Here is a 22530-nt window from a genome sequence, read left to right as displayed (position 1 = left end):
ATGGAGCCCAACTATGGTCCGGGGCATCAGGGGTGCCATCACCGTGGAGGAGGATACGCCGGAGGCCATCCATCAAGCCACGCGGGAGCTTCTCCTTAAGATGCTGGAGGCAAACGGCATCCAAAGCCACGAGGAGCTGGCAGCCATCATCTTCACGGTTACGGAGGACCTACATTCGGCCTTTCCCGCCGAGGCCGCCCGCCAGATAGGCATGCACCGGGTTCCCCTGCTGTCCGCCCGGGAGGTGCCGGTGCCGGGAAGCCTGCCCCGGGTGATCCGGGTCCTGGCCCTTTGGAACACCGACACACCCCAGGACCAGGTGCGCCACGTGTACCTTAGGGATGCGGTGCGCCTGAGGCCCGACCTGGAAAGCGCCCAGTGATGCTACCCCTTTTGAGCGAAACGAGTCCGCGCTAGAAACCCAGGACCTCGGCCCAGGGGGTAAGGGCCTTGGGGCTCACGTAGCCGGTATCCATCTGGGCCAGCTGGAGGCGGCCCGAGTACTCCTCGTTCACCGCATGCCAGTAGGTGTACTCCTCTATGACCCAAATCCCGGATTCCCGGGCCCCGTTGCCGCTGGCCTTTACCCCACCGAAGGGCAGGTGGGCCTCGGCGCCCACGGTGGTGTTGTTGATGCTGGTCATCCCCGCCCGGATGCCCACCTTGAAGAGGTACGCCCAGTGGCGGTGGTTGGTGTAAATGGCGCTGGATAGGCCGTAGGGTGTAGCGTTGGCCACCTCGATGGCCTCCTCGATGCCGTCCACCTTAACCAGGTTGATGGTGGGGCCGAAGATCTCCTCGGCGAACTGGCGCATGTCGGGCCTGGCCTCCCAGACCGTGGGCCAGCCGTAAAGACCCGCCTCGGGGTCGCCCTGGAAGCGGGGGTAGGGGTTTTGCCGGGTGATCCGCCCCTTGCCAAAGAGCAAGGTAGCCCCATCCTCCTGCCCCCAGGTGTAGTGTTCCAGCCAGCGCTGGAACAGGCGCTCGTTGATGAAGGGGCCGTAGGTGACCTCGAGGTGGAGAAGAGGGTTTCCCACCACCGTGGCCTCGGTCCTTTCCAGGAAGCGCTTCTTGAACTCCTCGTAGATGGGGGCATCCACCAGGATGTTCCCCGCCGAGGTGCACCGCTGTCCCCCGGTGGCAAAGGCGCTCCACCAGGCCCCTTCCACCGCCAAATCCAGATCGGCATCCCGCATCACCACCAGGGGGTTCTTTCCCCCAAGCTCCAAGGTGGGCCGGATCAGGTTCCGCCCCGCCACCTCCCCGATCCAGCGCCCCACCTTGGTGCTGCCGGTGAAGGCGAACTTGTTGAGGACACCCTCGTCCATGAGTTCCACCAGCCACTGGCCCGTGGAGTCCTTCCCCCCTCCAAAGACCACGTTGATGACCCCGGGAGGGAGGCCCGCCTCCTCAAAGAGCTTAACGAAGATATAGGAAAGAACCGGGGAGTCATCGGAAGGCTTCCAGACCACGGTGTTGCCCGCAAGGACCGCAGGGATCAGCTTCCAGCTGGGCACGGCGATGGGGAAGTTCCCGGCAGTGATCATCCCCACCACCCCCAAAGGCCTGCGGAAGGTGAAGAGCTCCTTGTTCCGCATCTCGCTGGGAACGGTCTGGCCGTAAAGCCTCCGGCCCTCGGAGGCAAAGAATATGGCGGTGTCTATGGCCTCCTGGACATCTCCCCCCGCCTCCTTGAAGGTCTTCCCCACCTCCCTGACCATCAGCCGGGTCAGGGTGGGCTTCTCCCGTTCCAGGATCTTGGCCAGGTTGAAAAGCACCTGCCCCCGCACGGGCGCAGGGGTCTGGCTCCACTCCTTGAAGGCCTCCCGCGCCTTTAGGGCGGCTTTCCTCAGGGTTTCCTTGGTGCCCTCGGGAAAACGGGCCACCAGGTCCTCGAGGTCCGAGGGATTCCGCCTCTCCAGGACCCTCCCTTCAAAGACCTCCTCCCCCCCGATGAGGTGACCGAACTCCAGGGTGTTCCCGTACTTGCTGGAAAAAGCCTTCATGACAACCTCCAAGGGGATTTTACCCCTGGCCGAACTTGGACTTGAGGGCCCTAAGGGTGGCCGGGGGCACCAGCTTGGACACATCCCCCCCGTAGCGGGCGATCTCCTTGACCATGGTGCTGGACACAAAGGAGTACCGGGTGGCGGCCAGGATGAAGAGGGTTTCCAAGCCCGGCAAAAGCTGGCGGTTCAGGTGGGCCATCTGGAGCTCGTACTCGTAGTCGGAAACCGCCCTCAGGCCCTTGACGATGGCCTGGGCCCCCACCTGCCTCACGAAATCCACCAGAAGGCCGGAAAAGGTGCGGGCCTCCACGTTGGGCAGGTGGGCGGTGGCCTCCCGCACGATGTTGAGGCGCTCCTCGGCGGTAAAGAGGTACTGCCCCCGCTTGTTGGGGTTTTCCAGCACCGCCACCGTAACCCGGTCAAAGAGGCGGCTTGCCCGCTGGATCACGTCCAAATGGCCGTTGGTAAGGGGATCAAAGCTTCCGGGATAGACCACGTGCATCTAAGCCTCCACCAGGGTGAGGGCGTTTTCCCCGTAAACCCGCCGCTCCCCGAAGGGCAGGTGCAGGTCCTTAGGGTGCTGCAGGATGTAAAGGCCTCCCTTCTCCACCAGGTCGCTTTCCAGGAGGGCCTGGAAGGCCTGGACCAGGTCCAGGGGATAGGGCGGGGCCATGAAGGCCACCGTGTAGCGTTCGCCCCGGGCCTTGGCCTCCGGCAGGAAGACCTCCACGGGAAGGGGAACGATCCGGGCCCGAAGCCCCGTGCGGCGGAGGTTTTCCTTAAGGAGGGCCACCGCTTCCTGGTCCTTCTCCACCAGGGTGGCCTCAAAGCCCTCGCTGGCCGCCTCGAGGCCCACCGCCCCGCTCCCCGCATAGAGGTCCAGGAACCGGCCCCGCTTGGGGTAGCGCAAGCGCAGGTAGTCAAAAAGCGCCTTCCGCAGGCGCACGGGGGAGGGCCTGGCCGAAGCCGGCACCTTCAAGGGCACCCCCTTGGCCTTGCCGCCCAGAATCCTCACCACGCTTCCTAGCTTAAAGCTCCAGGACCAGGCGGCAAAGCCTGTCCACCCCGCTGGAAACCTCCTCCAGGGTGATGAGGAGGTCCAGGTGGGCCAAGGTGGTGGCCCGGCTTTCCGCCCGGCCGCTTTCCAAACGGCTCAGGTGGGCCCGGCGCAGGCGATCCAGAAAGGCCGCCACCTCCCTTTCCTCGGACAAAACCCCTTCCGCCAGGGCCTTGTCCCCCGTGGCCAAGGCGGCCGCCATGCGCTCGAGGCGGCCCAGCACCAACCTTCCCGCCTCCAGGAGGTCCTCCTTGCCTTCCGGGCTAAAGGTCAGGCCCTGGGCCCAAAGCTTCGCCGCCTGGCGCACCACCCGGCGCACCAGGTCCCCGAGGTGCTCAAGCTCACTGGCCGCCACGAAGAACCGCACCGCCCGTTCCTCCTGGGTGCGGGTGGAAAGCTCGGCGGTATAGAGGACCACCTCCCGGGTAAGCCGGTCCACCTTGTCCTCCAGCGCCTCGAGCTCCGCCTCGCCCCCTTCCTCCTGGGCCAGGATCCGCACCGCCCGCGCCAGCATGTTCCGCACGGCATCCGCCACCCGGCCAAGCTCCCGCTGCACCAGGGCGTAGGCCAGGCTAGGGGTTTCCAAAGCCTCGGGGGAAAGGTACTTGGGGCTTACGGTGCGGCGGGGAAAGAGACCTTCGGTAAGGCGCAGGTAACGCCCCTGGAGGGGAAGAAAGGCTATGGCGTAGGCCAGGTGGCTTAGGAGGTGGAGCCCCACCACCCCCACGCTCCCAAGCGGCCCAAGCAGAAGCAAAAAGGGCAGGGAAAAGAGAAAGCGATGCCCCAAAAGGGCCACCCCCAAAGCCCATCCCTCCCGCCTGCCCCCCAAGGCCGCCAGAAAAAGGGCTCCCGAAACCCCCACCCCCGCCCCCAGGGTCAAGGCCATGCTCCCCTCCTGTCCCAAAAAGGGCATAAAGGCAAGGGCCAAGGCCGCTACCCCGTTGGCGGTTCCCAGGAAAAAGGCCAGGACGATCCCCACCAGGTACAGGGCCCATGGACCTGGATTAAGCAGGCTCAAAAGGGGCGCAAAAGCCTTGGCCCCCTGGCCCATCTCCAAAAAGCCCAGGAAAAGAAGGCCCAAGCCCAAAAGAACCAACCCGCCGCTTCGGCTTCCCCGGAAGAGGAAAAGAGGAAGGCCCAGAGCCAGCAGGACCTCGGCCACCTCCCTTTGCGCCAGGGCCACCACCCCCACCCAGGCGCCGGCCCCGGCGGTGGCGGCCAGGGAAAGGAGGGCGGCCTGCCCCAGGGAGAAGATCCCCCCTTCCAAAAGCCCCAGGGCCAGGAGGGAAAGGCCGGTGCCGCTACCCGAAAGAAGCCCCAGGAGAAGACCCGAAAGCAGAAGGCTCCCCGGCCTGGAAAAGGCCCGGGCCAGCAGGTACCTTTTCCCCTTTACCGAGGAAAGCCCTTCCCCGATCAGGTGCAACCCCAAAAGCAAGAGGGCAAGGCCCGCCAGAAAGCCCACGGGAGGAGTATACGAAAAGCCGGCCCGTGGGCCGGCCTTCTGGTCGGGGAGACTGGATTTGAACCAGCGACCCCCTCGTCCCGAACGAGGTGCGCTACCGGGCTGCGCTACTCCCCGTAGCGGAGTTCAGTATAGGGGAGGAGGGCCAAAAGGTCAAAGGGTGTTGACGGCCAAGCCCCAAGCCCCTACACTGACCCTTAACCGCGCCGGGGCGCGGCGAAAACCAGCCCGTTCTCTTATCCAGAGCGGTGGAGGGTACGGCCCTGTGAAACCGCGGCAACCTCCCATCCCTTCCGTTTCATGGCCGGATGCGGGTGGGGCTGGTGCCAAGGCCGGCCCGGGTGGGGGAAACGCCCGGGGACGATAAGAGAGGGGGGTAAGCGCCACGCCCAACCCCTTCTAGGCGAGAGAACGGTGCCCTTGCACTTCCCGCCAGAAGGGGCCTTCTTATTGGCCCCTTCCCAAGCGCCCCAGGCGGGTTCTTGGAAAGGAGGCCAAGGATGCGCTTTGAAACCTTGCAGCTCCACGCTGGCTACGAGCCCGAGCCCACCACCTTAAGCCGCCAGGTGCCCATCTACCCCACCACCAGCTACCTTTTCCAGAGTCCCGAGCACGCCGCCAACCTCTTCGCCTTGAAGGAGTTCGGGAACATCTATAGCCGCATTATGAACCCCACGGTGGAGGTGCTGGAACGGCGTCTGGCGGCCCTCGAGGGGGGCAAGGCTGCGCTGGCCACCTCTTCGGGCCACGCCGCCCAGTTCCTGGCCCTCACCACCCTGGCCCAGGCGGGGGACAACATCGTTTCCACTCCGAACCTGTACGGGGGCACCTTCAACCAGTTCAAGGTAACCCTGAAGCGGCTTGGAATAGAGGTGCGCTTCACCTCCAGGGAAGAGCGCCCCGAGGAGTTCTTAGCCCTCACCGACGGGAAAACCCGGGCCTGGTGGGTGGAGTCCATCGGCAACCCCGCCCTGAACATCCCGGACCTCGAGGCCCTGGCCCAAGCCGCCCGGGAAGTGGGGGTAGCCCTTTTCGTGGACAACACCTTCGGCATGGGGGGCTACCTCCTTAGGCCCCTGGAATGGGGAGCGGCGGTGGTAACCCATTCCCTCACCAAGTGGGTGGGAGGGCACGGGGCGGTGATCGCCGGGGGCATAGTGGACGGGGGGAACTTCCCCTGGGACAACGGCCGCTACCCCCTCCTCACCGAGCCTCAGCCCGGGTACCACGGCCTCAGGTTGGTGGAGGCCTTTGGGGACCTGGCCTTCATCGTGAAGGCCCGGGTGGATGGGCTTCGGGACCAGGGACAGGCCCTGGGGCCCTTTGAGGCCTGGGTGGTGCTTCTCGGCATGGAAACCCTTTCCCTACGGGCGGAGCGCCACGTGGAAAACACCCTCCACCTGGCCCACTGGCTTGCGGAGCAACCCCAGGTGGCCTGGGTGAACTACCCGGGCCTCCCCCAGCATCCCCACCACGCCCGCGCCCAGAAGTACTTCCGGGGGAAACCGGGAGCTGTCCTCACCTTTGGCCTGAAGGGAGGGTACGAGGCCGCCAAGCGCTTCATCTCCCGCCTTAAGCTCATCTCCCACCTGGCCAACGTGGGGGATACCCGGACCCTGGCCATCCACCCCGCCTCCACCACCCACTCCCAGCTCTCCCCGGAGGAGCAGGTCCTGGCGGGGGTTTTGCCGGAGATGGTGCGCTTGAGCGTGGGCCTCGAGCATGTGGACGACTTGAAAGCGGAGCTTAGGGAGGCCCTGGCATGAGCGAGATCGCCCTGGAAACCTGGGGGGAGCACGAGGCCCTCATCCTCAAGCCTCCCCGCTCCCCCCTTTCCATCCCCCCTCCCAGGCCCCGCACCGCCGTGCTCTTCCCCAGGCGGGAAGGGTTTTACACCGAGCTTGGGGGCTTCCTGCCCGAGGTGCGCCTGCGGTTTGAAACCTACGGCCGGCTTTCCCGGCTCAGGGACAACGCGGTCTTGGTCTTCCACGCCCTCACGGGAAGCGCCCACCTGGCAGGCACCTACGACGAGGCCACCTTCCAAAGCCTCTCCCCCCTGGAGAAGGCCTTCGGCCCCCAAGGGTGGTGGGATGCCCTGGTGGGCCCCGGGCGGATCCTGGACCCTGCTCTCTACTACGTGATCTCCGCCAACCACCTGGGAAGCTGCTATGGCTCCACCGGACCCCTCTCCCTAGACCCCCGCACGGGAAGGCCCTACGCCAAGGAGTTTCCCCTCCTTACCATCCGTGACCTGGCCCGGGTCCAGGCAAGGCTTTTGGACCACCTGGGGGTGGAGAAGGCCATCGTGATCGGGGGAAGCTTGGGCGGCATGGTGGCCCTGGAGTTCGCCCTCATGTACCCGGAAAGGGTGAAGAAACTGGTGGTCCTGGCCGCTCCCGCAAGGCATGGCCCCTGGGCCCGGGCCTTCAACCATCTAAGCCGCCAGGCTATCCTCCTAGACCCTGAGTACCATGCCGGTCATCCTGCCCCCAAGGGCATGGCCCTGGCCCGGGGCATCGCCATGATGAGCTACCGGGCACCCAAGGGCTTTGAAACCCGCTGGGGCCAGGAGCCCGAAAAGGGGGAAACCTACCTGGACTACCAGGGGGAGAAGTTCCTTAAGCGCTTCCATGCGGAAAGCTATCTGGTTCTCTCCCGGGCCATGGATACCCACGATGTGGGCCGGGGAAGGGGTGGGGTGGAGGAAGCCCTGAAGCGGCTAAAAAACCTGCCCTCCCTCTTCGTGGGCATAGACACCGACCTCCTCTACCCCGCCGAGGAGGTGCGGCAGGTGGCCCGCTTAAGCGGAGGAAGGTACCGGGAGATCCGTAGCCCCCATGGCCACGACGCCTTCCTGATCGAAACCGACCAGGTGGAGGCCATCCTGGATTCCTTCCTGCCCTGAGGGGCCTGGCTACTTCCCCACGCAGAAATTCTGGAAAACCCGGGCCACCACCTCCTCGGAAACCTCCTTCCTGCCCCTCAAGGAAGCCAGGGCCTTGAGGGCCTCCTCGAGGGCCAATCCCATAAGGTCCTCCGGGAGGTTTTTCGCCTCCAAAAGCCTCTCCCTGGCCTGATGAAGGGCCTCGATCTGCCGCTCGCTCAGGAGGTACTCCCCTCCCCCCCTGCCCAAAAACGCCTCCCGGATGGCCTCCTTAAGCTGGCCTAATCCCTCCCCCGTCACGCTGGACACCGGGATAAACTCCGCATCCTCCCAAAGGGGAGGTAGGTCCGCCTTGGTGGCCACCTTCAAGGTCCTTGGGGGTAAGGGAGGAAGGGAAGGCCTGGGAGCCGAGCGGTCGGCCACGTAGAGCACGAGATCGGCTTCCTCAGCAATTCTTAAAGCTCTTTCCACCCCTGCCCGCTCCAGGGGATCCAAGGTGTCCCGAATGCCCGCTGTGTCCACCGCCACCAGGGGGATGCCGAAGAGCTCCAAAGGCGCTTCCAGGTAGTCCCGGGTGGTGCCGGGGATGGGGGAAACCAAGGCCCGCTCGTAGCCCAGAAGGGCGTTTAGAAGCGAGCTTTTGCCCGCATTGGGAGCTCCGATCAAGGCCAGGCGGGCCCCCCGTTGGGCCAGGCGGGAGGACCTTGCCTGGGCAAGGAGGGCCTCCACCTCCTCCAGCACCTCCCCAATCACTCGTCTAGCCTCGAGGGGCTCCACCCCCTCCTCGGGATAGTCCAGAAGGGCCTGGATGTGGGCAAGAAGGGAAAGAAGCCTATCCTCCAAGGCGGCGATTTTCCGGGAGAAGCTCCCCTCGAGGCTCCTCAAGGCCTGGCGGCGGGCTAGGTCCCCTTCCGCCTCCACCAGGGCCAAAACCGCCTCCGCCTGCGCCAGGTCCAGCTTCCCGTTCATGTAGGCCCGGAAGGTGAACTCCCCAGGACCGGCCACCCGGGCTCCCGCCTTCACCAGGGCCTCCAGGACCCTCCTCAGCACCGCCATCGAGCCATGGGTGTGGAACTCGCAGGCATCCTCCCCCGTGTAGGACCTGGGGGCTCGGAAGACCAAAAGCAGGGCTTGGTCCAACACCTCCCCGGTTTCCGGGTCCACCACCTCCCCCAGGGTAAAGCGCCCCCCTTTTAGCTTCCTGGGGTCCTTTCCCCGCCACACCCGGCTTGCCACCTCCAGGGCCCCCTCCCCGGAAAGCCGCACCACCCCGATGGCCCCCTTGCCCAAGGGGGTGGCGATGGCACAGATGGGTTCCTTAAGGGTCATGGGCTAAAGGGCTTTCTCCAGGGCCTCGAGGGTAAGGGCCACATCCTCCTCCTTATGCGCCACGGACAGAAAGGCCGCCTCAAAGTTGGAGGGCGGCCAGTACACCCCCCGGTCCAACAGGCCGTGGAAGAAGCGCTTGAAGAGCTCCGTATCCGTGCGCCTGGCCTCCTGGAAGGTGGCCACGGGCCCTTCGGTGAAGAAAACCGTGATCATGGAGCCCAGGCGGTTTACCGTGTGGGGAAGACCCTTTTGGGAAAGCACCTCCTTGAGCCCTGCCTCCAGCCTGGCCCCCAGGGTTTCCAGGTACCCGTAGTAGCCGGGATTTCTCTCCAGGATCTCCAGGGTAGCCAGGCCCGCGGCCATGGCCAGGGGATTCCCCGAAAGGGTTCCCGCTTGGTAGACGGGTCCCAAGGGGGCCACCTTCTCCATGATCTCCCGCCTGCCCCCGTAGGCGGCGGCGGGAAGGCCGCCTCCCAGGATTTTGCCCAGGGTGATGAGATCGGGCCTAAGCCCGAGCCGCTCCGTGGCCCCACCGAAGGCCAGGCGAAAGCCCGTCATCACCTCGTCGGCGATGAGGAGGATTCCGTACTCCCGGGCCTGGTGCAAGGCCTTGAGGAACTCCTCCGTGGGGATAAGGACCCCGGCGTTGCCCACCACCGGCTCAAAGATGATGGCGGCGATCTCCTCACCCCGTGCCCTAAGAAGCTCCCTAAGCCCCTCGGGATCGTTGTACTCCAGGACCAGGGTAAGGCCGGCGTACTCCTCGGGCACCCCGGCGCTGCTGGGCACGCCTAAGGTGAGGGCTCCGCTTCCCGCCTCCACCAAAAGGCCATCCGCATGCCCGTGGTAGTTGCCCCGGAACTTGACGATATACTTTCTCCCTGTATATCCCCTGGCCAGGCGCAAGGCGCTCATGGTGGCCTCGGTCCCCGAGTTCACGAAACGCACCAGCTCCACCTGGGGGTAGGCCCGCTTCACCGCCTTGGCCAGCTCCGCCTCGAGGGGATGGGGAGCCCCGAAGGTCAGGCCCTGCTCCGCCACCTCCTTCACCCTCCTGACCACCTCCGGGTGGGCGTGGCCCAGAATCAAGGGCCCCCAGCTCAGCACGTAGTCCACGTACCGGTTCCCATCGGCATCCCACACGTAGGCTCCCTCCCCCCGCACCAGGAAGGGAGGGGTACCCCCCACCGCCTTGAAGGCCCTAACAGGGCTGGAAACCCCGCCCGGGATGTGGGCTTGCGCCTCGGAAAAAAGCCGCTCGGAAATGGGCCTCTCCATACCCTTCACTTTACGCCAGTGGAAAGCCGTGGCCAAACCCCCCGGCCATGTAACCAAAGGATGCCCAGCCCCTGAACCTACGTGGTAAGGTTCCTTATGAGCATGCGGGGCAAAGATGGCCTTTTCGGGGTCGAAAAGGCCCGTACTCCTAGGCTCCTCGTCTACATAGACGGCAGCTGCCCTCTCTGCACCAGAGCAGGGCACTTAATCCTGCGCCTGGACCTTCTTGGCCTCTGCCAGGTTACCTCGTACCGCAAAGACTCAGGCTTCGAAGGCTTCGGCCTCACATCCCAAGCCCTAGATCGAGAAATCCACGTGGTATGGCAAGCAGGGGAGAAACATGAGGTTGCCCGAGGCTTCGACGCCCTCGTCTTGCTGGCCAAATTCCTTCCTCCCCTCTGGCCTTTCCTGCCTGCGCTTGCCCTCCTCAAGTTAACCGGCCTCGGGCCTAAGGTGTACCGCTGGCTTGCGGAAAACCGAACACTTATCCCAGACAGAGGATGTAAGGGTGGAGCGTGCACCCCAAAGGACACGCGGTTTCCCCTCGAATAAGGGCACTACCCCCCTGGCTCGTCGACTCCCCAGCCGCGCCCAAGCCTCTTGAACTGGACCGCCCTAGTAGGTGAGCACCCGCCTTAAGGCCGCCAGCACCCGGCGAGCGTTGGGGCGATAGTGGTGCTCGATGGCGCTGAAGGGAGGATAGGGGGCATCGTACCCCGCCACCCGCACCACAGGAGCCTGGAGGTGGTCGATAGCCCCCTCGGCGATCCGGGCGGCGATCTCGGCCCCAAATCCTCCGGTGCGCATGGCCTCGTAGACCACCACCGCCCGGCCGGTTTCCCGAACGGCTTCCAGAAGGGTGTCCTCGTCCAAAGGGACCAGGGTTTCCAGGTCCACCACCATGACCTCCACACCCTCCCGAGCCGCTACTTCCGCCGCCTCCAGCATCACCTCCACCATGCCCCCGTAGCCGATCAGGGTGGCATGCTTCCCTTCCCGCACCACCCGGGCCCTGCCCAAGGGGAGGGTATAGTAGCCCTCAGGCACCGCGGCCCGGGCTCCCCGGTAAAGCTTGATGGCCTCCAGGAAGAAGACGGGGTCCTCGTCCTCTATGGCGGCGAGGAGGAGGCCCTTGGCCCTTTCAGGGCTCGAGGGAATCACCACCTTAACCCCAGGGGCATGCGCCAAAAGGGCTTCAGGGGAGTCCGCATGCTGTTCGGGAGTGTGCACCCCTCCCCCATAAGGAGCCCGCACCACCACAGGGAGACCCACCCGCCCCCGGGAACGATGGCGCCAGCGGCCCAGGTGGGAAAGGATCTGGTCCAGGGCTGGGTAGAGAAAACCAGCGAACTGGATCTCCGCCACAGGTCGCATCCCTCCCATGGCGAGGCCAATGGCCAGGCCCAGGATGCCGCTTTCCGCCAGGGGGGTATCGAACACCCGGCCCTCGCCGTATCTGGCCTGGAGGCCCTCCGTAACCCGGAACACCCCCCCAAGCCGTCCCACGTCCTCCCCGAAGACCAAAACCCGCTCGTCCCGAGCCAAGGCCAGGTCCAGGGCCTCGTTGATGGCCTGGACCAGGTTCAGCACCCTGGCCTTTTCCGCTACCATAGCTCCTCCACGTGCTTCCCTTGCCTCAAGGCCTCCCAGGCCCGCTTCTGGTCAGGACCCATTTCCTTGTAGACGTGCTCCACAATCCTCTCAGGGCTGGGCTCGGGAGCCTGGTCGGCCAAGGCCAGCTCCCGAGCAAACTCCTCCTCCAGCTCCCTCAAAAGAACCTCCTCCGCATCCCCATCCCAAAGCCCCGCCGCCTCCAGGGCCTTGCGGAGGCGCAGGATGGGATCCTTGGAGCGCCAGGCTTCCTCCTCCTCCCGCGTGCGGTAGCGGCTCGGGTCGTCGGAGGTGGTGTGGGGGGCCAGGCGGTAGGTGAGGGCCTCGAGGAGGGTGGGGCCCTCCCCCTTCCGTGCCCGTTCCACCGCCTTCCTGGCCTCCAGGTAAACGGCCACGGCGTCGTTGCCGTCCACCACCACCCCGGGAATCCCATACCCCTCCGCCCTCCTGGCGATGAAGTCCACCCGCATTTGCCGGCTCCGGGGCACGCTGATGGCGTAGCCGTTGTTCTGCACCAGGAAGAGGACCGGGGCATCAAAAACCGCGGCAAAGTTAAGCCCCTCGTGGAAATCCCCTTCGCTGGTCCCGCCATCCCCGATGGAGGTGGCCACTACCCAGTCCTCCCCCCGGTACCGGCCCGCCAGGGCCAGACCCACCGCCTGGGGAATCTGGGTGGCGATGGGGATATAGGGATTCACCGCCCGTACCTCCTCGGGAAAGCGCCAGCCTGCGGGGTGGGCCCGCCAGTAAAGGATCAGGACGTGGATGGGAAGCCCCCGGGCCAGGAGCAGGGCGGACTCCCGGTAGCTGGGCACCACCCAGTCCCTCTCCCCCAAGGCCAGGGCCACCCCCACCTGGGCCGCCTCCTGGCCCATAAAGGGGGCATAGACCCCAAGCCGCCCCTGGCGCTGAAGAAGGAGGGCCTTCTCGTCGAAAAACCGGGCCCGGCGCATGGCCCGGTAGAGGGCAAGGGCTTCCCCCTCCTTAAGGGGAAGCTCTCCTCTATCCAGGTACTGGACCACCTTGGGTTTCACGCAGGGGAGTTTACCACGGCGGCCAGGCGGTCCAGGGCCAGGGAGATCTCCTCCTCGCTCTTGCAGAAGGCAAAGCGGAAAAGCCCAGGAGGAGGGTCTTCCCGGTAGAAGGCGCTGGCGGGAATCAAGGCCACCCTGGCTGCTTCCACCAGCTGGAAGGCATCAAAGCCGGGAAGCTCGGCCATGAGGAAGTAGGTACCCTCAGGCTCGTAAGCCTTGAGGCCCATGGACCTGAGCCCGGAAAGGAGCAGGTCCCGCCTCTTCCGGTAGCCTTCCCGCAAGGCCTCGTAAAACCCCTCTTTCCGGGCCAGCCTCAAGGCCTCCGCCACCCCCGCCTGCAGGGGGCTTGGAGCGGAGAAGCTGGTCCACTGGCGCATCCCCGCCAGGGCGGGCATGAAGGCCTTGGGGCCCACAATCCAGCCCACCCGGTAGCCGGTGGCCTCGAGGCGCTTCCCCGCACTCCCCACGGTAAAGGTGCGCTCGGGAGCGAACTCCCTCAGGCGTCTTGGCCTCTGCCCAAAGTAAAGCTCGTCGTACACTTCGTCGGAAACCAGGAAGAGGTCGTGCCTTTGGGCCAAGGTTGCCAGGGCCCTTAGCTCCTCCTCGCGGAAGACCAAGCCCGTGGGGTTCATGGGGGCGTTGACCAGAAGTAGGCGGGTGCGGGGGGTGATGGCTTTCTCCAAGGCAAAGAGGTCCAGACGGAAGCCCTTTTCCCCAAGTTCAAGCCGCACCAGCCTGGCCTCGGCCCCGGCCAGGAAGGCATCGGGCAGGTACACGTCGAAGAAGGGCTCCAGGACCACCACCTCCTCCCCCGGCCCCACCAAGCTCTGGAGGAGGACATAGAGGGCCTCCGTGGCCCCTGAGGTCACCACCACCGCCTCCGGCTCCACCCCGAACTCCTCGGCTAGGGCCTCCCGCAAGGGGGGAAACCCGGCGGGGGGAGCGTACTGGTCGTAGCGGCCCAGGGCCCGCCGCACCGCCTCGAGGAGAAAGGCCGGAGGAGGGTTGGAGGGAAAGCCCTGGCCCAGGTTTACCGCCCCAAGGCGCTGAGCGAGCTGGCTCATCCTGGGGAAGATGCTCTCCTTGGCCGCCTCGGTGCGGGGGTGGAGGCGCATGGGGATAGGGTAGCGCAAAGTTATGCGCTGGGGGAAGGGCGGGCCTCCCCGAAGAGGTGGAGGAAGAGGGCCTCGAGGCTCGGCGTCCCCCGGGAGACCTCCAACACTTCCACGGGGAGGGTTCCCAAGACCTCCCGCAGCGCCTCCCACGGCCCCAGGAAGAAGAGGACCTCGGGGCCTTCCGCACTCCAGCCGGGGCCCAGGGCCTTGAGGAGGGCCTCCGCCTTGGGCTCGGCGAGGCGCACCCGGTACCCCTCCCCGGCCCAGTCCCGGAGGAGGGCCCGGGTGGGGCCCTGCCGCCGCACCTCCCCCCGGTGGAGGAAGGCCACCCGGTCGCTCACCCGCTCCACCACCTCGAGGTCGTGGGAGGTGAGGAGGATACCCCAGCCCTCCTTCTTAAGCTCCAGGAGGATCCCCTCAAACTCCCTCCGGCTCACGGGGTCCAGGCCCAGGGTAGGCTCGTCCAGGAGGAGGAAGCGGGGCTTGAGGGCCAGGGCCAGGGCCAAGGCCGCCTTCTGCTGCATGCCCCGGGAGAGGGAGGCGAGGGGGGCGTGGAGGCGGTCCTTTAGGCCGAAGCGCTCCAGCCAGGCCTCAAACCGGGGGCGGACTTCCTTTGGGGGAAGCCCCCGGATGCCCCCGAAGTAGAGGGCGTTCACCAGGAGGCTCAGGTTGACGTAGAGGTTGCGGCTTCCCTCCAGGAGGACGCCGAACTCGTGGCCCTGGGGCCTGCGCCGCGCCCCGCCCTCTTCCAGGACCACCTCTCCCGCGTCGGGGAGGAGGAGGCCGAGGACGACCTTGATGAGGGTGGTCTTGCCCGCCCCGTTGGGGCCCAAAAGGCCCAGGATCTCCCCGGCCCCAAGCTCCAGGCTCACCCCCTTGAGGGCCTCCAGCTTGCCGAAGCGCTTGTGGACGTTCTGCACCAAAAGCCGCATCAGTACCTCCCTAATAGGCCCCTCCGCCGCACCGCCGCGTAGACCCAGGCCATGGCGAAAAGCCCCGCCCCGAGAAAGAGGAGGGCCTGCACGAAGGCGAGGAGGAGAAGCCCGGGGAACGCCCCCTCCCCGGTGAGGGCGAGCTTCAGGAGCTGCGTCCCTGGGGCAAAGGGGAGGGGGGTCATCCAGGGAGCGAAGCGAACCAGGGAGAAGAAGTAGGGCAGGAAAAGGAACTGGACGATGGTGAAGAAGCCCTCCACCCGCTTGAAGTGAAGGGCGAGGGCCCCCATGCCCAGAGCGAAGCCTAGGGCGGCGAGGTAGAGAAGCAAAAGGCTCAAAGGCCACCAGGGGGCGGGGGCGAGCCGCACCCCGAGGAGAAGGGCGAGGGGAAGGAGGACAAGAGCGCTTGTGGTGATGCCCTGAAGTCCCCGTACGAGGGCGCGCAGGAGGAGCTGTCGGAGAAGCCCTCCCCGGGCCAGGCCCAGATGCTCCAGGGTGCCTAAGGCGGCCTCGGACTGGACGGAATAGGCGATGGACTGAAAGGTGCCCACCACCAGGTTGAAGGCGGCGAAGACCAGGAGGAGGGGGCCCAGGTCCAGACCTAGGCTCGCCAGCCCCTCGGGGGTCAGGTTCTCCAGGCCGAGGACCATGGAGTAGAAGAAGAGGATGGAGGCCAAAAGCCCCGCCAGGGTGTCAAACCAGTAGCGCCTGGTCAGGTTCCACTCCAGGAGAAACTCGCTCCAGAGTTGCCAGCAGAGCATCACACCTCCTAGAACCTCCCCAATATACCCCGCCTGCGCACCAGGCGGTACATGTAGGCCATGGCCCAAAGCCCCAGGGCGAAGAGGAGGAGCCCTTGAAAGAGGGCCAGGCCCAACAGGCCCCAAGGCGCCTCCGCCCCTGAGAGGCTAAGCCGCAGGAGGTGCACCCCGGGGGCGAAGGGCAGGTGGGCCATCCAGGGCTCAAACCGGACCAGATAAAAGAAGTAGGGCAGGAAGAGGAACTGGACGATGGTGAAAAACTCGTCCACCTGCTTGAAGTACAAGGCAGTGGCCCCCATGAGGAGGCCGAAGCCCAAGGCGGCCAGGAAAAGGGGCAAGAACCCCAAAGGCCAGCGGGCCAGGGGGCCTAGGGTCACGCCGAAGGCCAAGGCCAAGGGTAGGAGGACCAAAAGGCTCCAGAGAACCCCGAATAGGCTTTGCACCAGGGCCCGAAGGAGGAGCTGGCGCAGGAGGCCTCCCCGGGCCAGGGCCATGTGTTCCAGGGTCCCCAGTTGCGCCTCGCCCTGGACCGTGTAGGCGATGGACTGGAAGGTGAACAAGGTGAGGTTGAAGGCCGTGAAGACCAGAAGCAGGGGGCCTGGGTCCAAGAAGCGGGCCTCCTCGGGGGTAAGCCGGCTAAAGCCCAAAAGGATTGCGTAGAAGTAGAGGAGGCTCCCCCCCAGGTTTGCCAGCGTGTTGAACCAGTAACGCCGGGTTCGGGCCCAAGAGAGCAGGAACTCGCTCCAAAGCGGCCAGAGCATGCAGACCTCGCTAAAGATGTGGATGGCAGCAGGAAGTTTCTTGGCACCTGGTAGTGAGGCTCACGCTGTACTCCACGCGGTTCCTCTCGGCTACCTCCAAGAACCCCTGGGATAGCCTCTGGACGACATCCCAGGCCAGGGTGGGCTCACCGCCAAACCAGGTGACGAAGAACTTGCTGAGGCGGGGGGCTTTTTGAGCGAAGACCTCCAGGAGCTTGGCCTGAACCGCTTCGGTCATGCGGCTCACCCGGTGCCGCTGGAAGCAGTAGTCGCAGCCGAAGTTGCAGTCTATGGTGGGACAGATCGTTAGGCTCCAGGCCTCCGTGGTGTAGCGCTGCCGCAGGTGGAGGGTCTTAAGGTAGGCCAGCTCGTCAAAGTTCTCGGGAACGACGAAGCGGCCTTCCACGAGCCCCTGGTCTACAGGGTTCTTGGGGTCCAAGGGCTCCCCCTTGACCAGGGCCGTGTAGCGCGCCCATCCTTCTGAATCCAAGACGGCCAGGCCACCGGAGAGGGAGTTGAAGGCGAGCTTCTCGCCCGTGAGCAGGGTGTGGAAGTGGTTGAAGCGGCTCGGCTTATAGGCTGCCCCTCCCCGGGCTGGTGCCTGGGCGGGTTCATGGAGGTTCACCACGAGTAGCTGCAACATCCCGTCTTGCATGCCCTTTCACCCCTCTCGGCCATCCTCAGGCTGGCCTTAAGGTAGCAAGGGGAAGGTAACGCTCGCGTAACTCAGAAGACTCTCATAAAGACCCCAGGGCGTTACGCGGAGGTTACGTAAGCCTGGGTAGCCTTTAAACATGCAGTTCCTGTGGCTTCTCCTCGCCCTCCTCGGGGGCTCTGGGGTCCTTCCCCAATGCCTCGCCCCCCACTGCCCGCCCCCGGGGCCGGGGCTTTAAGTGTCCGTACTAGCCTGCCTTCACCGCCACCCCCTTCCCGCCCAGGGGGCGAGGGCGAGGAGGAGCCCTCCGGCCAGGAGGAAGGGAAGGGGGAGGGCCACCCCCGCCAGGGCCCCGCCTAAGAGGGGGCCTAAGGGGGCCAGGGCTCCGCTCAGGAAGAGAAAGCCTCCCGCCACCCGGCCCCGAAGCTCCGGGGGGGCCTGGCTCAGGCGCACCGCCCCGGCCACCGCGCCGAAGAGGGCGCCCCCAGCCCCCAGGAGAAAGGTCAAACCCGCGAGGAGGGGCCAGGGGGGAAGCAGGGCGGTCCCCAGGAGGCCTAGCCCCGCGAGGCCCAGGGCGAGCCTCAGGGTACCTCCTTCTCCTAACCGCCCCAGGACCGCCCCTACCAAGAGCCCTCCCAAGGCCCCCCCGAGGCTCTGGACTGCGCCCAGGAGGCCCAGGATCCAGGAGACCTCCCCCAGGCTCCGCAGAACCACAAAGGGCAGGAGGCCGGCGAAGAAGGCGTAGGCCAGGCCCAGGAGGGCCTCCTGGAGCAGGAGAGGACGGAGGGAGGGGCTTTCCCAAAGGAAGCGCAAGCCCAAGAGGCTTCCCCCCTCTGGTCTCACCGAGGATCTTGGGGGCAGGGGAAGGGCGCGGTAGAGCCCGGCCGCGAGGAAGAGGAGCCCGCTTCCCAGGCCGACGGTCCAGGGGCGGCTTCGGGTGAAGAGGAGACCTGCGGCCAGATCGGAAAGGGCGTCGGCAGCGGCATAGAAGGCCCCCAGCTGCCCCCGGGCCCGAGCCAGGGCCTCCTTGGGGAGGAGGTCGGCGAGGAGGGCCCCGGCGGCCACCATCCGCAGGGCCTCCAGGAAGGCGAAGAGGAAGCCCAAGAGGTAGAGGGGGAGGGGAGAGGGGGCGCTGAGGAGGGGGAGGAGGGCCAGGGTGAGCCCTCCCTGGCCCAAGGCGGCCAGGAGGAGGAGCCTTCCCCTAGGCCACCGGTCGGCCAGATGCCCCCCGTAGAGGGCGAAGAGGGGCTCGGCCAGGAGGCGGAAGGCCAGGGCTAGGCTGGCCTCTAGGGGGCTCAAGGCCCCAAGAGCGGTGAGGGCGGCGTGGGCGAAGTAGAAGAACCCCGCCCCGAAGAGGCGGAAGGCTTCCAGAGCAAGGAGCGGGGCCACAAGCATTAGAGGACGCTTGTCATGAAGAGAAGCCTGTTACTTCCCAGACGACCCCATTTGTGGGAGAGCAAACTAGCATCTTTTCCCCATCTGGGGTGAAGCGCACGCAAGTCGGAGAGGGCAAGCCCCTCACAACCGGGGGATCAAATGCATAGCTTCTAGATTCCTGCGGATCTAGGGCAATTATAGTTCCTTGAATTGGTTGTGTGACGTACAGCAGGTGGTTGTAGGGATGGCCAATGATACCTCCGAGCTCACCCAAATCGTAACCGATCGTGTGCCTTTCTGCTATCTCTAAGGCACTCTGGGGCCTAGAGTTTTGCTCCTCAAGTGGAAACACCACTACGCGTCCTAGGCTCGAAATCGCCAGAACGAGGGTATCCTCTACATCGGGTAGGAAGGTTGTCCATGAGTTTTTACTGCACTTACTTGCAAAGGCGCTCCAGTTTTCTGGCCAAGTTTCTGGAGGGGTAAACCCTTCGGTACCCACCGAACGCCGACTCGGGATGTCTATGATCACGGGGGTTGGCGTTCCGGTAGTAATCTCGCTGACAAGGCCCCTGACATCTTCCAGAGAGTCAGACCGAGCTGACGAGACTACGAAGATACGATGGCTTCCTTTCCTACTTCTAACACAAGTGATGCTATAAGGCCTTATCAGGCCAGAGCAAAAGACTGGCATTTGGGAGGCAGGTCCACCATGTGTGATGTCAACCACCCTTTCGCCCCAAAACTCTGAAAGAATAATCCTGCCGTCGGGCAACGGGCACATGCTGGAGGGCCCCTGGAGCCCCCAGGCAAAGGGCTTGGCCTCCTCCATGTCCCCGCCCTTGGTGACGTCCTTCACCTTGCCCGTGGTGCGCTCCACCACCAGGAGCCTGCCGTCCGGGGTCCACTCCATGTGGGTGGGCGCGTGCAGGTTCCAGGCGAAGGGCCTCACGTGAACCCGCCGCGTCCGGCCGCCGACCTTGACCTCCTGCACTTCCTTGAGCATCTCCTTCACCCCCTTACGGGTTAGCCTCAGGGTAGCAAGAGGAAGGTAACGCCCGCGTAACTCAGAAGACTCTCATAAAGACCCCAGGGCGTTACGCGGAGGTTACGTAAGCCTGGGTAGCCTTTAAACATGCAGTTCCTGTGGCTTCTCCTCGCCCTCCTCGGGGGCTCTGGGGTCCTTCCCCAGTGCCTCGCCCCCCACTGCCCGCCCCCGGGGCTTGGGCTCTAAGCGCCACTTCGGCTTTGCAACATGGGATGCCCAAGCCGGGGCTGTGGGAATACCTTTTGGGGCCCCCACCGCGGCCAAAGCTGCGGTGGGGTACCTTAGAGGCCCCACTCCCTCCTGAGCCTTTCCACCCGGGCCTGGGCGATGGGAAGGCGGGGGTCTTGGGAGGGTAGCCTCTCCAGGAGGGCCTCCCAGACCCCCAGGTCCTCCCCCAGGCGCTCGGCCAGGAGGAAGAGGCTTTCCACCTCGCCCTGGGCCAAGACCGCCCGCCTCAGGGCCTCTTCCAGCTCCGCCCTCAGGGCCTCCACCCCCGGGGCCTGGCTCTGGGGGAGGAGGGGGCCCCGGTAGCGGGCAAGGGCCCCGCTCAGGTCTCCTTGACGCAGGGCCCCCCATACTTCCAAGAAGTCCGCCTGTAGGGCCTGGGCCAGGCGGTAGGGCCGGCTTTTCACGGCAAGCCCCCGTTGCCTCAGGCGGAGCACCTCCATGCGGAGGGCGGGCCCGTTGGCCTCCCCGTAGAGGGCCAGGGCCAGCTCCTCCCCCCTCCACCCCTCCTTCCGGGCGAGGAGGAGGACGAGGAGCTCCGCCTGGCGCAGGGGGAGGGGCTTGCCCCCAAGCCTTGGCTCTCCCAGGGCCTGGAAGTGGGCCGAGGGGCTTGCGGCCCAGAGGAGCTCCTGCCCCCTCCGGGAGAGCTCCCCCAGGAGGGGGTGGGGCCTTCCCAGGAAGAGGAGGCCCCGCATGGCCTCCTCCGCCACCTCCTCCAGGAGGAGGGGCAGGGTCTTGGCCACCCCTTCCTCGTCCTCCCGGTAGAGCCCTTCGGCCAAGGCGAGGAGGGCCTGGGTGAGGGGCTCCTTGGCCCAGGGCCTCGCCGCCAGGAGGAAGGGGAGGACCTCCTTCCCCAGGAGGCGCACCCCGGCGGGGGCGAGGTAGGGAAGGGCGGGAAGAGGGGCCTCGCCAAGGGCCTTCCGCAGGTAGGCCCTCCCCGAGGCCTCCTCCCCCTGGAGGAAGCGCAGGTGGGCCATGAGGAAGCGGGCGTAGAGCCCCGTGCCCCCCTCCAGGGCCAGGAGTTCCACCTGCCGGAGGAGGTCGGGGAGGGGAGGGTCCTCCTCGGCGAGGAGGGCGAGCCAGGCCCACTCCAGGAGGGCGAAGGGGCCAAAGCCCCGGGCAAGGGCAAGAGCGGCGTAGCCCAGGGCCTCCCTGAGGCGGCCAAGCCCCCTTAGGGCGCGGGCCAGGGCGAAGGCGAGGCGGGCCTCGGCCTTGGGGTCTCCCTGGAAGCGGTGGAGGGCCTCCTCCAGGGCCAGGGCCCCCGCCTTTGGAGGGAGGGCCAGGCCCAGGTGGTAGAGGGTGAGGGGGGTCTGGGCCCTTCGGGCGGCCTCCAGGGCCAGGGCGCGGTAGGCCCGAAGGTTCCCCTTACGGGCCTCTACGAAGCCTAGAAGGGCCAGGCGCTCGGCCTCCGGGAGGCCTTCTTGGGAAGTTTGGAGGAGGGCTTCCGCCTCCCGGTCCCGCCCTTCCTCCAGGAGGCGGAGGGCGGGGGCCAGGGGGCTTGCCGGGAAATCCAGGGCCATGGAGCCATTTTAGACGTGTGAGGGCCTGAGCTTCCGCCCCTGCGGCTCTGACCCTCGAGGTCCGCTGACGACACCTACCATATAAGGTGTACAGTGAAGACATGGAGAAGACGACCCTCTACCTCCCCCCTGAGCTTCACCGCGCCCTAAAGGAGGCCGCGCGGCGGGAGGGCAAAAGCCAGGCAGAGCTCATCCGGGAGGCCTTGGCCGCTTACCTTACCCAGCGCCAAAGACCCGCCTTTCGTTCCCTAGGCGTGGGCGAGGACGAGGAGCTCTCCGGGCGCGCCTCCGAGGGGTGGCTGGAAAGGGTCTGGTCCGAGCGATGATCACTCTGGACACCTCCGCCCTCTTCGCCCTCCTGAACCGGAAGGACCCGGACCACGGCCGCGTTAAGGCGCTCCTTCTTTCTGATCCAGGTCCCTACCTGGTGCCCATGGGCATCCTCGCCGAGATCGCCTACCTCGCGGAAAGGCGCCTGGGCCTTGGGGCCCTCGAGGCCTTCCTCCAAGACCTCGAGGCCGGGGCTTTCTCCCTGGAATGCGGGGAAGAAGACCTGCCCCGGGTCAGGGCGCTCGTGGCCCGGTACCGGGACCTGCCCTTGGGCTTTGCCGACGCCGCGGTCGTCGCCGTAGCCGAGCGGAACGGGGGCCTGGTCCTAAGCTTGGACCGGCACCTTCACGTGGTGGCGCAGGAGGGGACCATCCGGGTACTCCCCTAACCCGCGATCCGGAGGAGGGCGAGGAAGCTTTCAAGCTCCAGGCTCGCCCCGCCCACGAGCCCCCCGTCCACGTTGGGCATGGAGAGGAGGTCGGCGAAGTTCTTGGGGTTCACGCTCCCCCCATAGAGGATGCGCACCCGCTGGGCAAACCCCGGGCCGTACCGCTCCGCCAGGGCCTGGCGGATGGCCTGGTGCATGGCCTCGGCGTCCTGTGGGGTGGCGTTCCGCCCGGTGCCGATGGCCCAGACCGGCTCGTAGGCAATCACCAAGGCCTCAGGACCCGGGGGGTTCAGGCCCTCGAGGCTTCCCCTTAGCTGGGCCAGGGTATAGGGCACCGCCTCTCCCCTTTCCCTCACCTCCAAGGGTTCCCCCACGCAAAGGATGGGGGTAACCCCCTCCTCCAAAAGCCTTTTCGCCTTCTCCGCCACCAGGGTATCCGTCTCGTGGTGGTAGCGCCGCCTCTCCGAGTGCCCCACGATGGTGTAGCGGCACCCGAGATCGGAAAGCATCCGGGCGGAAACCTCCCCCGTATAGGCGCCTTCCCGGTGGGGGGAGACATCCTGGGCCCCGTAGGCCACCTGGGCACCGGAAAGCACCTCCCTGGCCACGGGAAGCATGGGAAAGGCAGGCAGCACCGCCACCTCGGACTCTAAAGGAGGCAGAAGCCTCCTGAGCTCGGCAAGCCAGACCCTAGCCTCCGAGGGCACCTTGTGCATCTTCCAGTTTCCTGCCACCAAAACCCTGCGCATGCCGC

At 66.0% G+C, this 22530-nt stretch carries 23 protein-coding genes, 1 tRNA gene and 1 riboswitch; of the genes, 6 read left to right on the top strand and 18 right to left on the bottom strand.

Annotation, left to right across the window (positions count from 1 at the left end; all coding sequences use genetic code 11):
- Positions 1 to 13: 13 nt before the first annotated feature.
- Positions 14 to 382: a chorismate mutase gene (gene aroH / locus AC27GT_RS12185; RefSeq protein ID WP_015717231.1), complete on the top strand. Its 369-nt coding sequence runs from the start codon at positions 14 to 16 to the stop codon at positions 380 to 382.
- A gap of 31 nt (positions 383 to 413) precedes the next feature.
- Here aroH and AC27GT_RS12180 read toward each other — a convergent pair whose 3' ends face one another.
- From AC27GT_RS12180 to AC27GT_RS12160, 5 genes are all read right to left on the bottom strand, one after another.
- Positions 414 to 2006 (bottom strand): aldehyde dehydrogenase family protein, encoded by a 1593-nt coding sequence (locus AC27GT_RS12180; protein WP_487224213.1) that lies wholly within the window; start codon positions 2004 to 2006, stop codon positions 414 to 416.
- Between the two features lie 19 nt (positions 2007 to 2025).
- Positions 2026 to 2511 (bottom strand): pantetheine-phosphate adenylyltransferase, encoded by a 486-nt coding sequence (gene coaD, locus AC27GT_RS12175; RefSeq protein WP_038032456.1) that lies wholly within the window; start codon positions 2509 to 2511, stop codon positions 2026 to 2028.
- Positions 2512 to 3027 carry an RsmD family RNA methyltransferase gene (locus AC27GT_RS12170; RefSeq protein WP_126206982.1) on the bottom strand — a complete coding sequence of 172 codons (516 nt, stop codon included), beginning with the start codon at positions 3025 to 3027 and terminating at the stop codon, positions 2512 to 2514.
- Between the two features lie 10 nt (positions 3028 to 3037).
- Complete coding sequence (locus tag AC27GT_RS12165; RefSeq protein WP_487224212.1) at positions 3038 to 4528, bottom strand: PhoU domain-containing protein; 1491 nt, start codon at positions 4526 to 4528, stop codon at positions 3038 to 3040.
- A gap of 40 nt (positions 4529 to 4568) precedes the next feature.
- Positions 4569 to 4645: transfer RNA gene (locus tag AC27GT_RS12160), tRNA-Pro, on the bottom strand.
- 116 nt (positions 4646 to 4761) lie between these two features.
- Positions 4762 to 4898, top strand: a riboswitch (SAM riboswitch).
- A 130-nt stretch (positions 4899 to 5028) separates the two neighbouring features.
- On the opposite strand from AC27GT_RS12160, the gene AC27GT_RS12155 reads away from it, so the two are divergent.
- Positions 5029 to 6294 carry an O-acetylhomoserine aminocarboxypropyltransferase/cysteine synthase family protein gene (locus AC27GT_RS12155; RefSeq protein ID WP_038032458.1) on the top strand — a complete coding sequence of 422 codons (1266 nt, stop codon included), beginning with the start codon at positions 5029 to 5031 and terminating at the stop codon, positions 6292 to 6294.
- Entirely contained in the window at positions 6291 to 7433 is a 1143-nt protein-coding gene (gene metX, locus AC27GT_RS12150; RefSeq protein WP_015717237.1) for a homoserine O-acetyltransferase MetX, read from the top strand. Before AC27GT_RS12155 ends, metX begins: the two co-directional genes overlap by 4 nt.
- A 9-nt stretch (positions 7434 to 7442) precedes the next feature.
- Here metX and mnmE read toward each other — a convergent pair whose 3' ends face one another.
- Both mnmE and hemL read right to left on the bottom strand, forming a co-directional pair.
- Positions 7443 to 8741 (bottom strand): tRNA uridine-5-carboxymethylaminomethyl(34) synthesis GTPase MnmE, encoded by a 1299-nt coding sequence (gene mnmE / locus AC27GT_RS12145; protein ID WP_487224211.1) that lies wholly within the window; start codon positions 8739 to 8741, stop codon positions 7443 to 7445.
- Between the two features lie 3 nt (positions 8742 to 8744).
- Positions 8745 to 10019, bottom strand: a complete 1275-nt coding sequence (hemL, locus tag AC27GT_RS12140; protein ID WP_487224210.1) for a glutamate-1-semialdehyde 2,1-aminomutase — start codon at positions 10017 to 10019, stop codon at positions 8745 to 8747.
- Between the two features lie 96 nt (positions 10020 to 10115).
- On the opposite strand from hemL, the gene AC27GT_RS12135 reads away from it, so the two are divergent.
- The gene (locus AC27GT_RS12135) at positions 10116 to 10571 is read left to right on the top strand and encodes a DCC1-like thiol-disulfide oxidoreductase family protein (protein ID WP_049775627.1); all 456 of its coding nucleotides are present in this window, start codon (positions 10116 to 10118) and stop codon (positions 10569 to 10571) included.
- A 63-nt stretch (positions 10572 to 10634) separates the two neighbouring features.
- Here the strand turns inward: AC27GT_RS12135 and AC27GT_RS12130 are convergent, their stop codons facing one another.
- The 10 genes from AC27GT_RS12130 to AC27GT_RS12085 all read right to left on the bottom strand — a co-directional run bounded on the left by AC27GT_RS12130 (position 10635) and on the right by AC27GT_RS12085 (position 21058).
- Positions 10635 to 11630, bottom strand: a complete 996-nt coding sequence (locus AC27GT_RS12130) for an alpha-ketoacid dehydrogenase subunit beta (protein WP_015717240.1) — start codon at positions 11628 to 11630, stop codon at positions 10635 to 10637.
- Entirely contained in the window at positions 11624 to 12664 is a 1041-nt protein-coding gene (gene pdhA / locus AC27GT_RS12125; RefSeq protein WP_038030601.1) for a pyruvate dehydrogenase (acetyl-transferring) E1 component subunit alpha, read from the bottom strand. The genes AC27GT_RS12130 and pdhA overlap by 7 nt, the downstream gene beginning before the upstream one ends.
- Complete coding sequence (locus tag AC27GT_RS12120) at positions 12661 to 13779, bottom strand: pyridoxal phosphate-dependent aminotransferase (RefSeq protein WP_487224209.1); 1119 nt, start codon at positions 13777 to 13779, stop codon at positions 12661 to 12663. Before AC27GT_RS12120 ends, pdhA begins: the two co-directional genes overlap by 4 nt.
- A gap of 20 nt (positions 13780 to 13799) precedes the next feature.
- A complete protein-coding gene (locus tag AC27GT_RS12115; protein ID WP_015717243.1) occupies positions 13800 to 14711 on the bottom strand; it encodes an ABC transporter ATP-binding protein in 912 nt (303 codons plus the stop codon).
- On the bottom strand, positions 14711 to 15472 hold the full coding sequence (locus tag AC27GT_RS12110) for a hypothetical protein (protein WP_015717244.1): 762 nt from the start codon (positions 15470 to 15472) through the stop codon (positions 14711 to 14713). Before AC27GT_RS12110 ends, AC27GT_RS12115 begins: the two co-directional genes overlap by 1 nt.
- Positions 15473 to 15480: 8 nt before the next feature.
- Positions 15481 to 16233: an ABC transporter gene (locus tag AC27GT_RS12105; protein ID WP_015717245.1), complete on the bottom strand. Its 753-nt coding sequence runs from the start codon at positions 16231 to 16233 to the stop codon at positions 15481 to 15483.
- A 10-nt stretch (positions 16234 to 16243) separates the two neighbouring features.
- Positions 16244 to 16888: a radical SAM protein gene (locus AC27GT_RS12100; protein ID WP_487224208.1), complete on the bottom strand. Its 645-nt coding sequence runs from the start codon at positions 16886 to 16888 to the stop codon at positions 16244 to 16246.
- 258 nt (positions 16889 to 17146) lie between these two features.
- Positions 17147 to 18283: an MFS transporter gene (locus AC27GT_RS12095; RefSeq protein WP_015717247.1), complete on the bottom strand. Its 1137-nt coding sequence runs from the start codon at positions 18281 to 18283 to the stop codon at positions 17147 to 17149.
- A 13-nt stretch (positions 18284 to 18296) separates the two neighbouring features.
- Positions 18297 to 19271, bottom strand: coding sequence for a hypothetical protein (locus tag AC27GT_RS12090; protein WP_081454917.1), 975 nt, complete (start codon positions 19269 to 19271; stop codon positions 18297 to 18299).
- A gap of 323 nt (positions 19272 to 19594) precedes the next feature.
- Positions 19595 to 21058: an ATP-binding protein gene (locus AC27GT_RS12085; protein ID WP_015717249.1), complete on the bottom strand. Its 1464-nt coding sequence runs from the start codon at positions 21056 to 21058 to the stop codon at positions 19595 to 19597.
- 101 nt (positions 21059 to 21159) lie between these two features.
- Between AC27GT_RS12085 and AC27GT_RS12080 the strand changes: the two genes are divergently transcribed.
- Both AC27GT_RS12080 and AC27GT_RS12075 read left to right on the top strand, forming a co-directional pair.
- Positions 21160 to 21384 (top strand): ribbon-helix-helix domain-containing protein, encoded by a 225-nt coding sequence (locus tag AC27GT_RS12080; protein ID WP_008632330.1) that lies wholly within the window; start codon positions 21160 to 21162, stop codon positions 21382 to 21384.
- On the top strand, positions 21381 to 21776 hold the full coding sequence (locus AC27GT_RS12075) for a type II toxin-antitoxin system VapC family toxin (protein WP_008632333.1): 396 nt from the start codon (positions 21381 to 21383) through the stop codon (positions 21774 to 21776). Before AC27GT_RS12080 ends, AC27GT_RS12075 begins: the two co-directional genes overlap by 4 nt.
- On the opposite strand, the gene tpiA is transcribed toward AC27GT_RS12075, so the two are convergent.
- A complete protein-coding gene (gene tpiA, locus AC27GT_RS12070; protein ID WP_015717250.1) occupies positions 21773 to 22525 on the bottom strand; it encodes a triose-phosphate isomerase in 753 nt (250 codons plus the stop codon). The genes AC27GT_RS12075 and tpiA overlap by 4 nt on opposite strands.
- Positions 22526 to 22530: the final 5 nt, after the last annotated feature.

The organism is Thermus sp. KWY1 (genome assembly GCF_057547025.1).
Note: the sequence above shows the minus strand (reverse complement) of the source record. Positions and strands in the feature narration are given on the sequence as shown.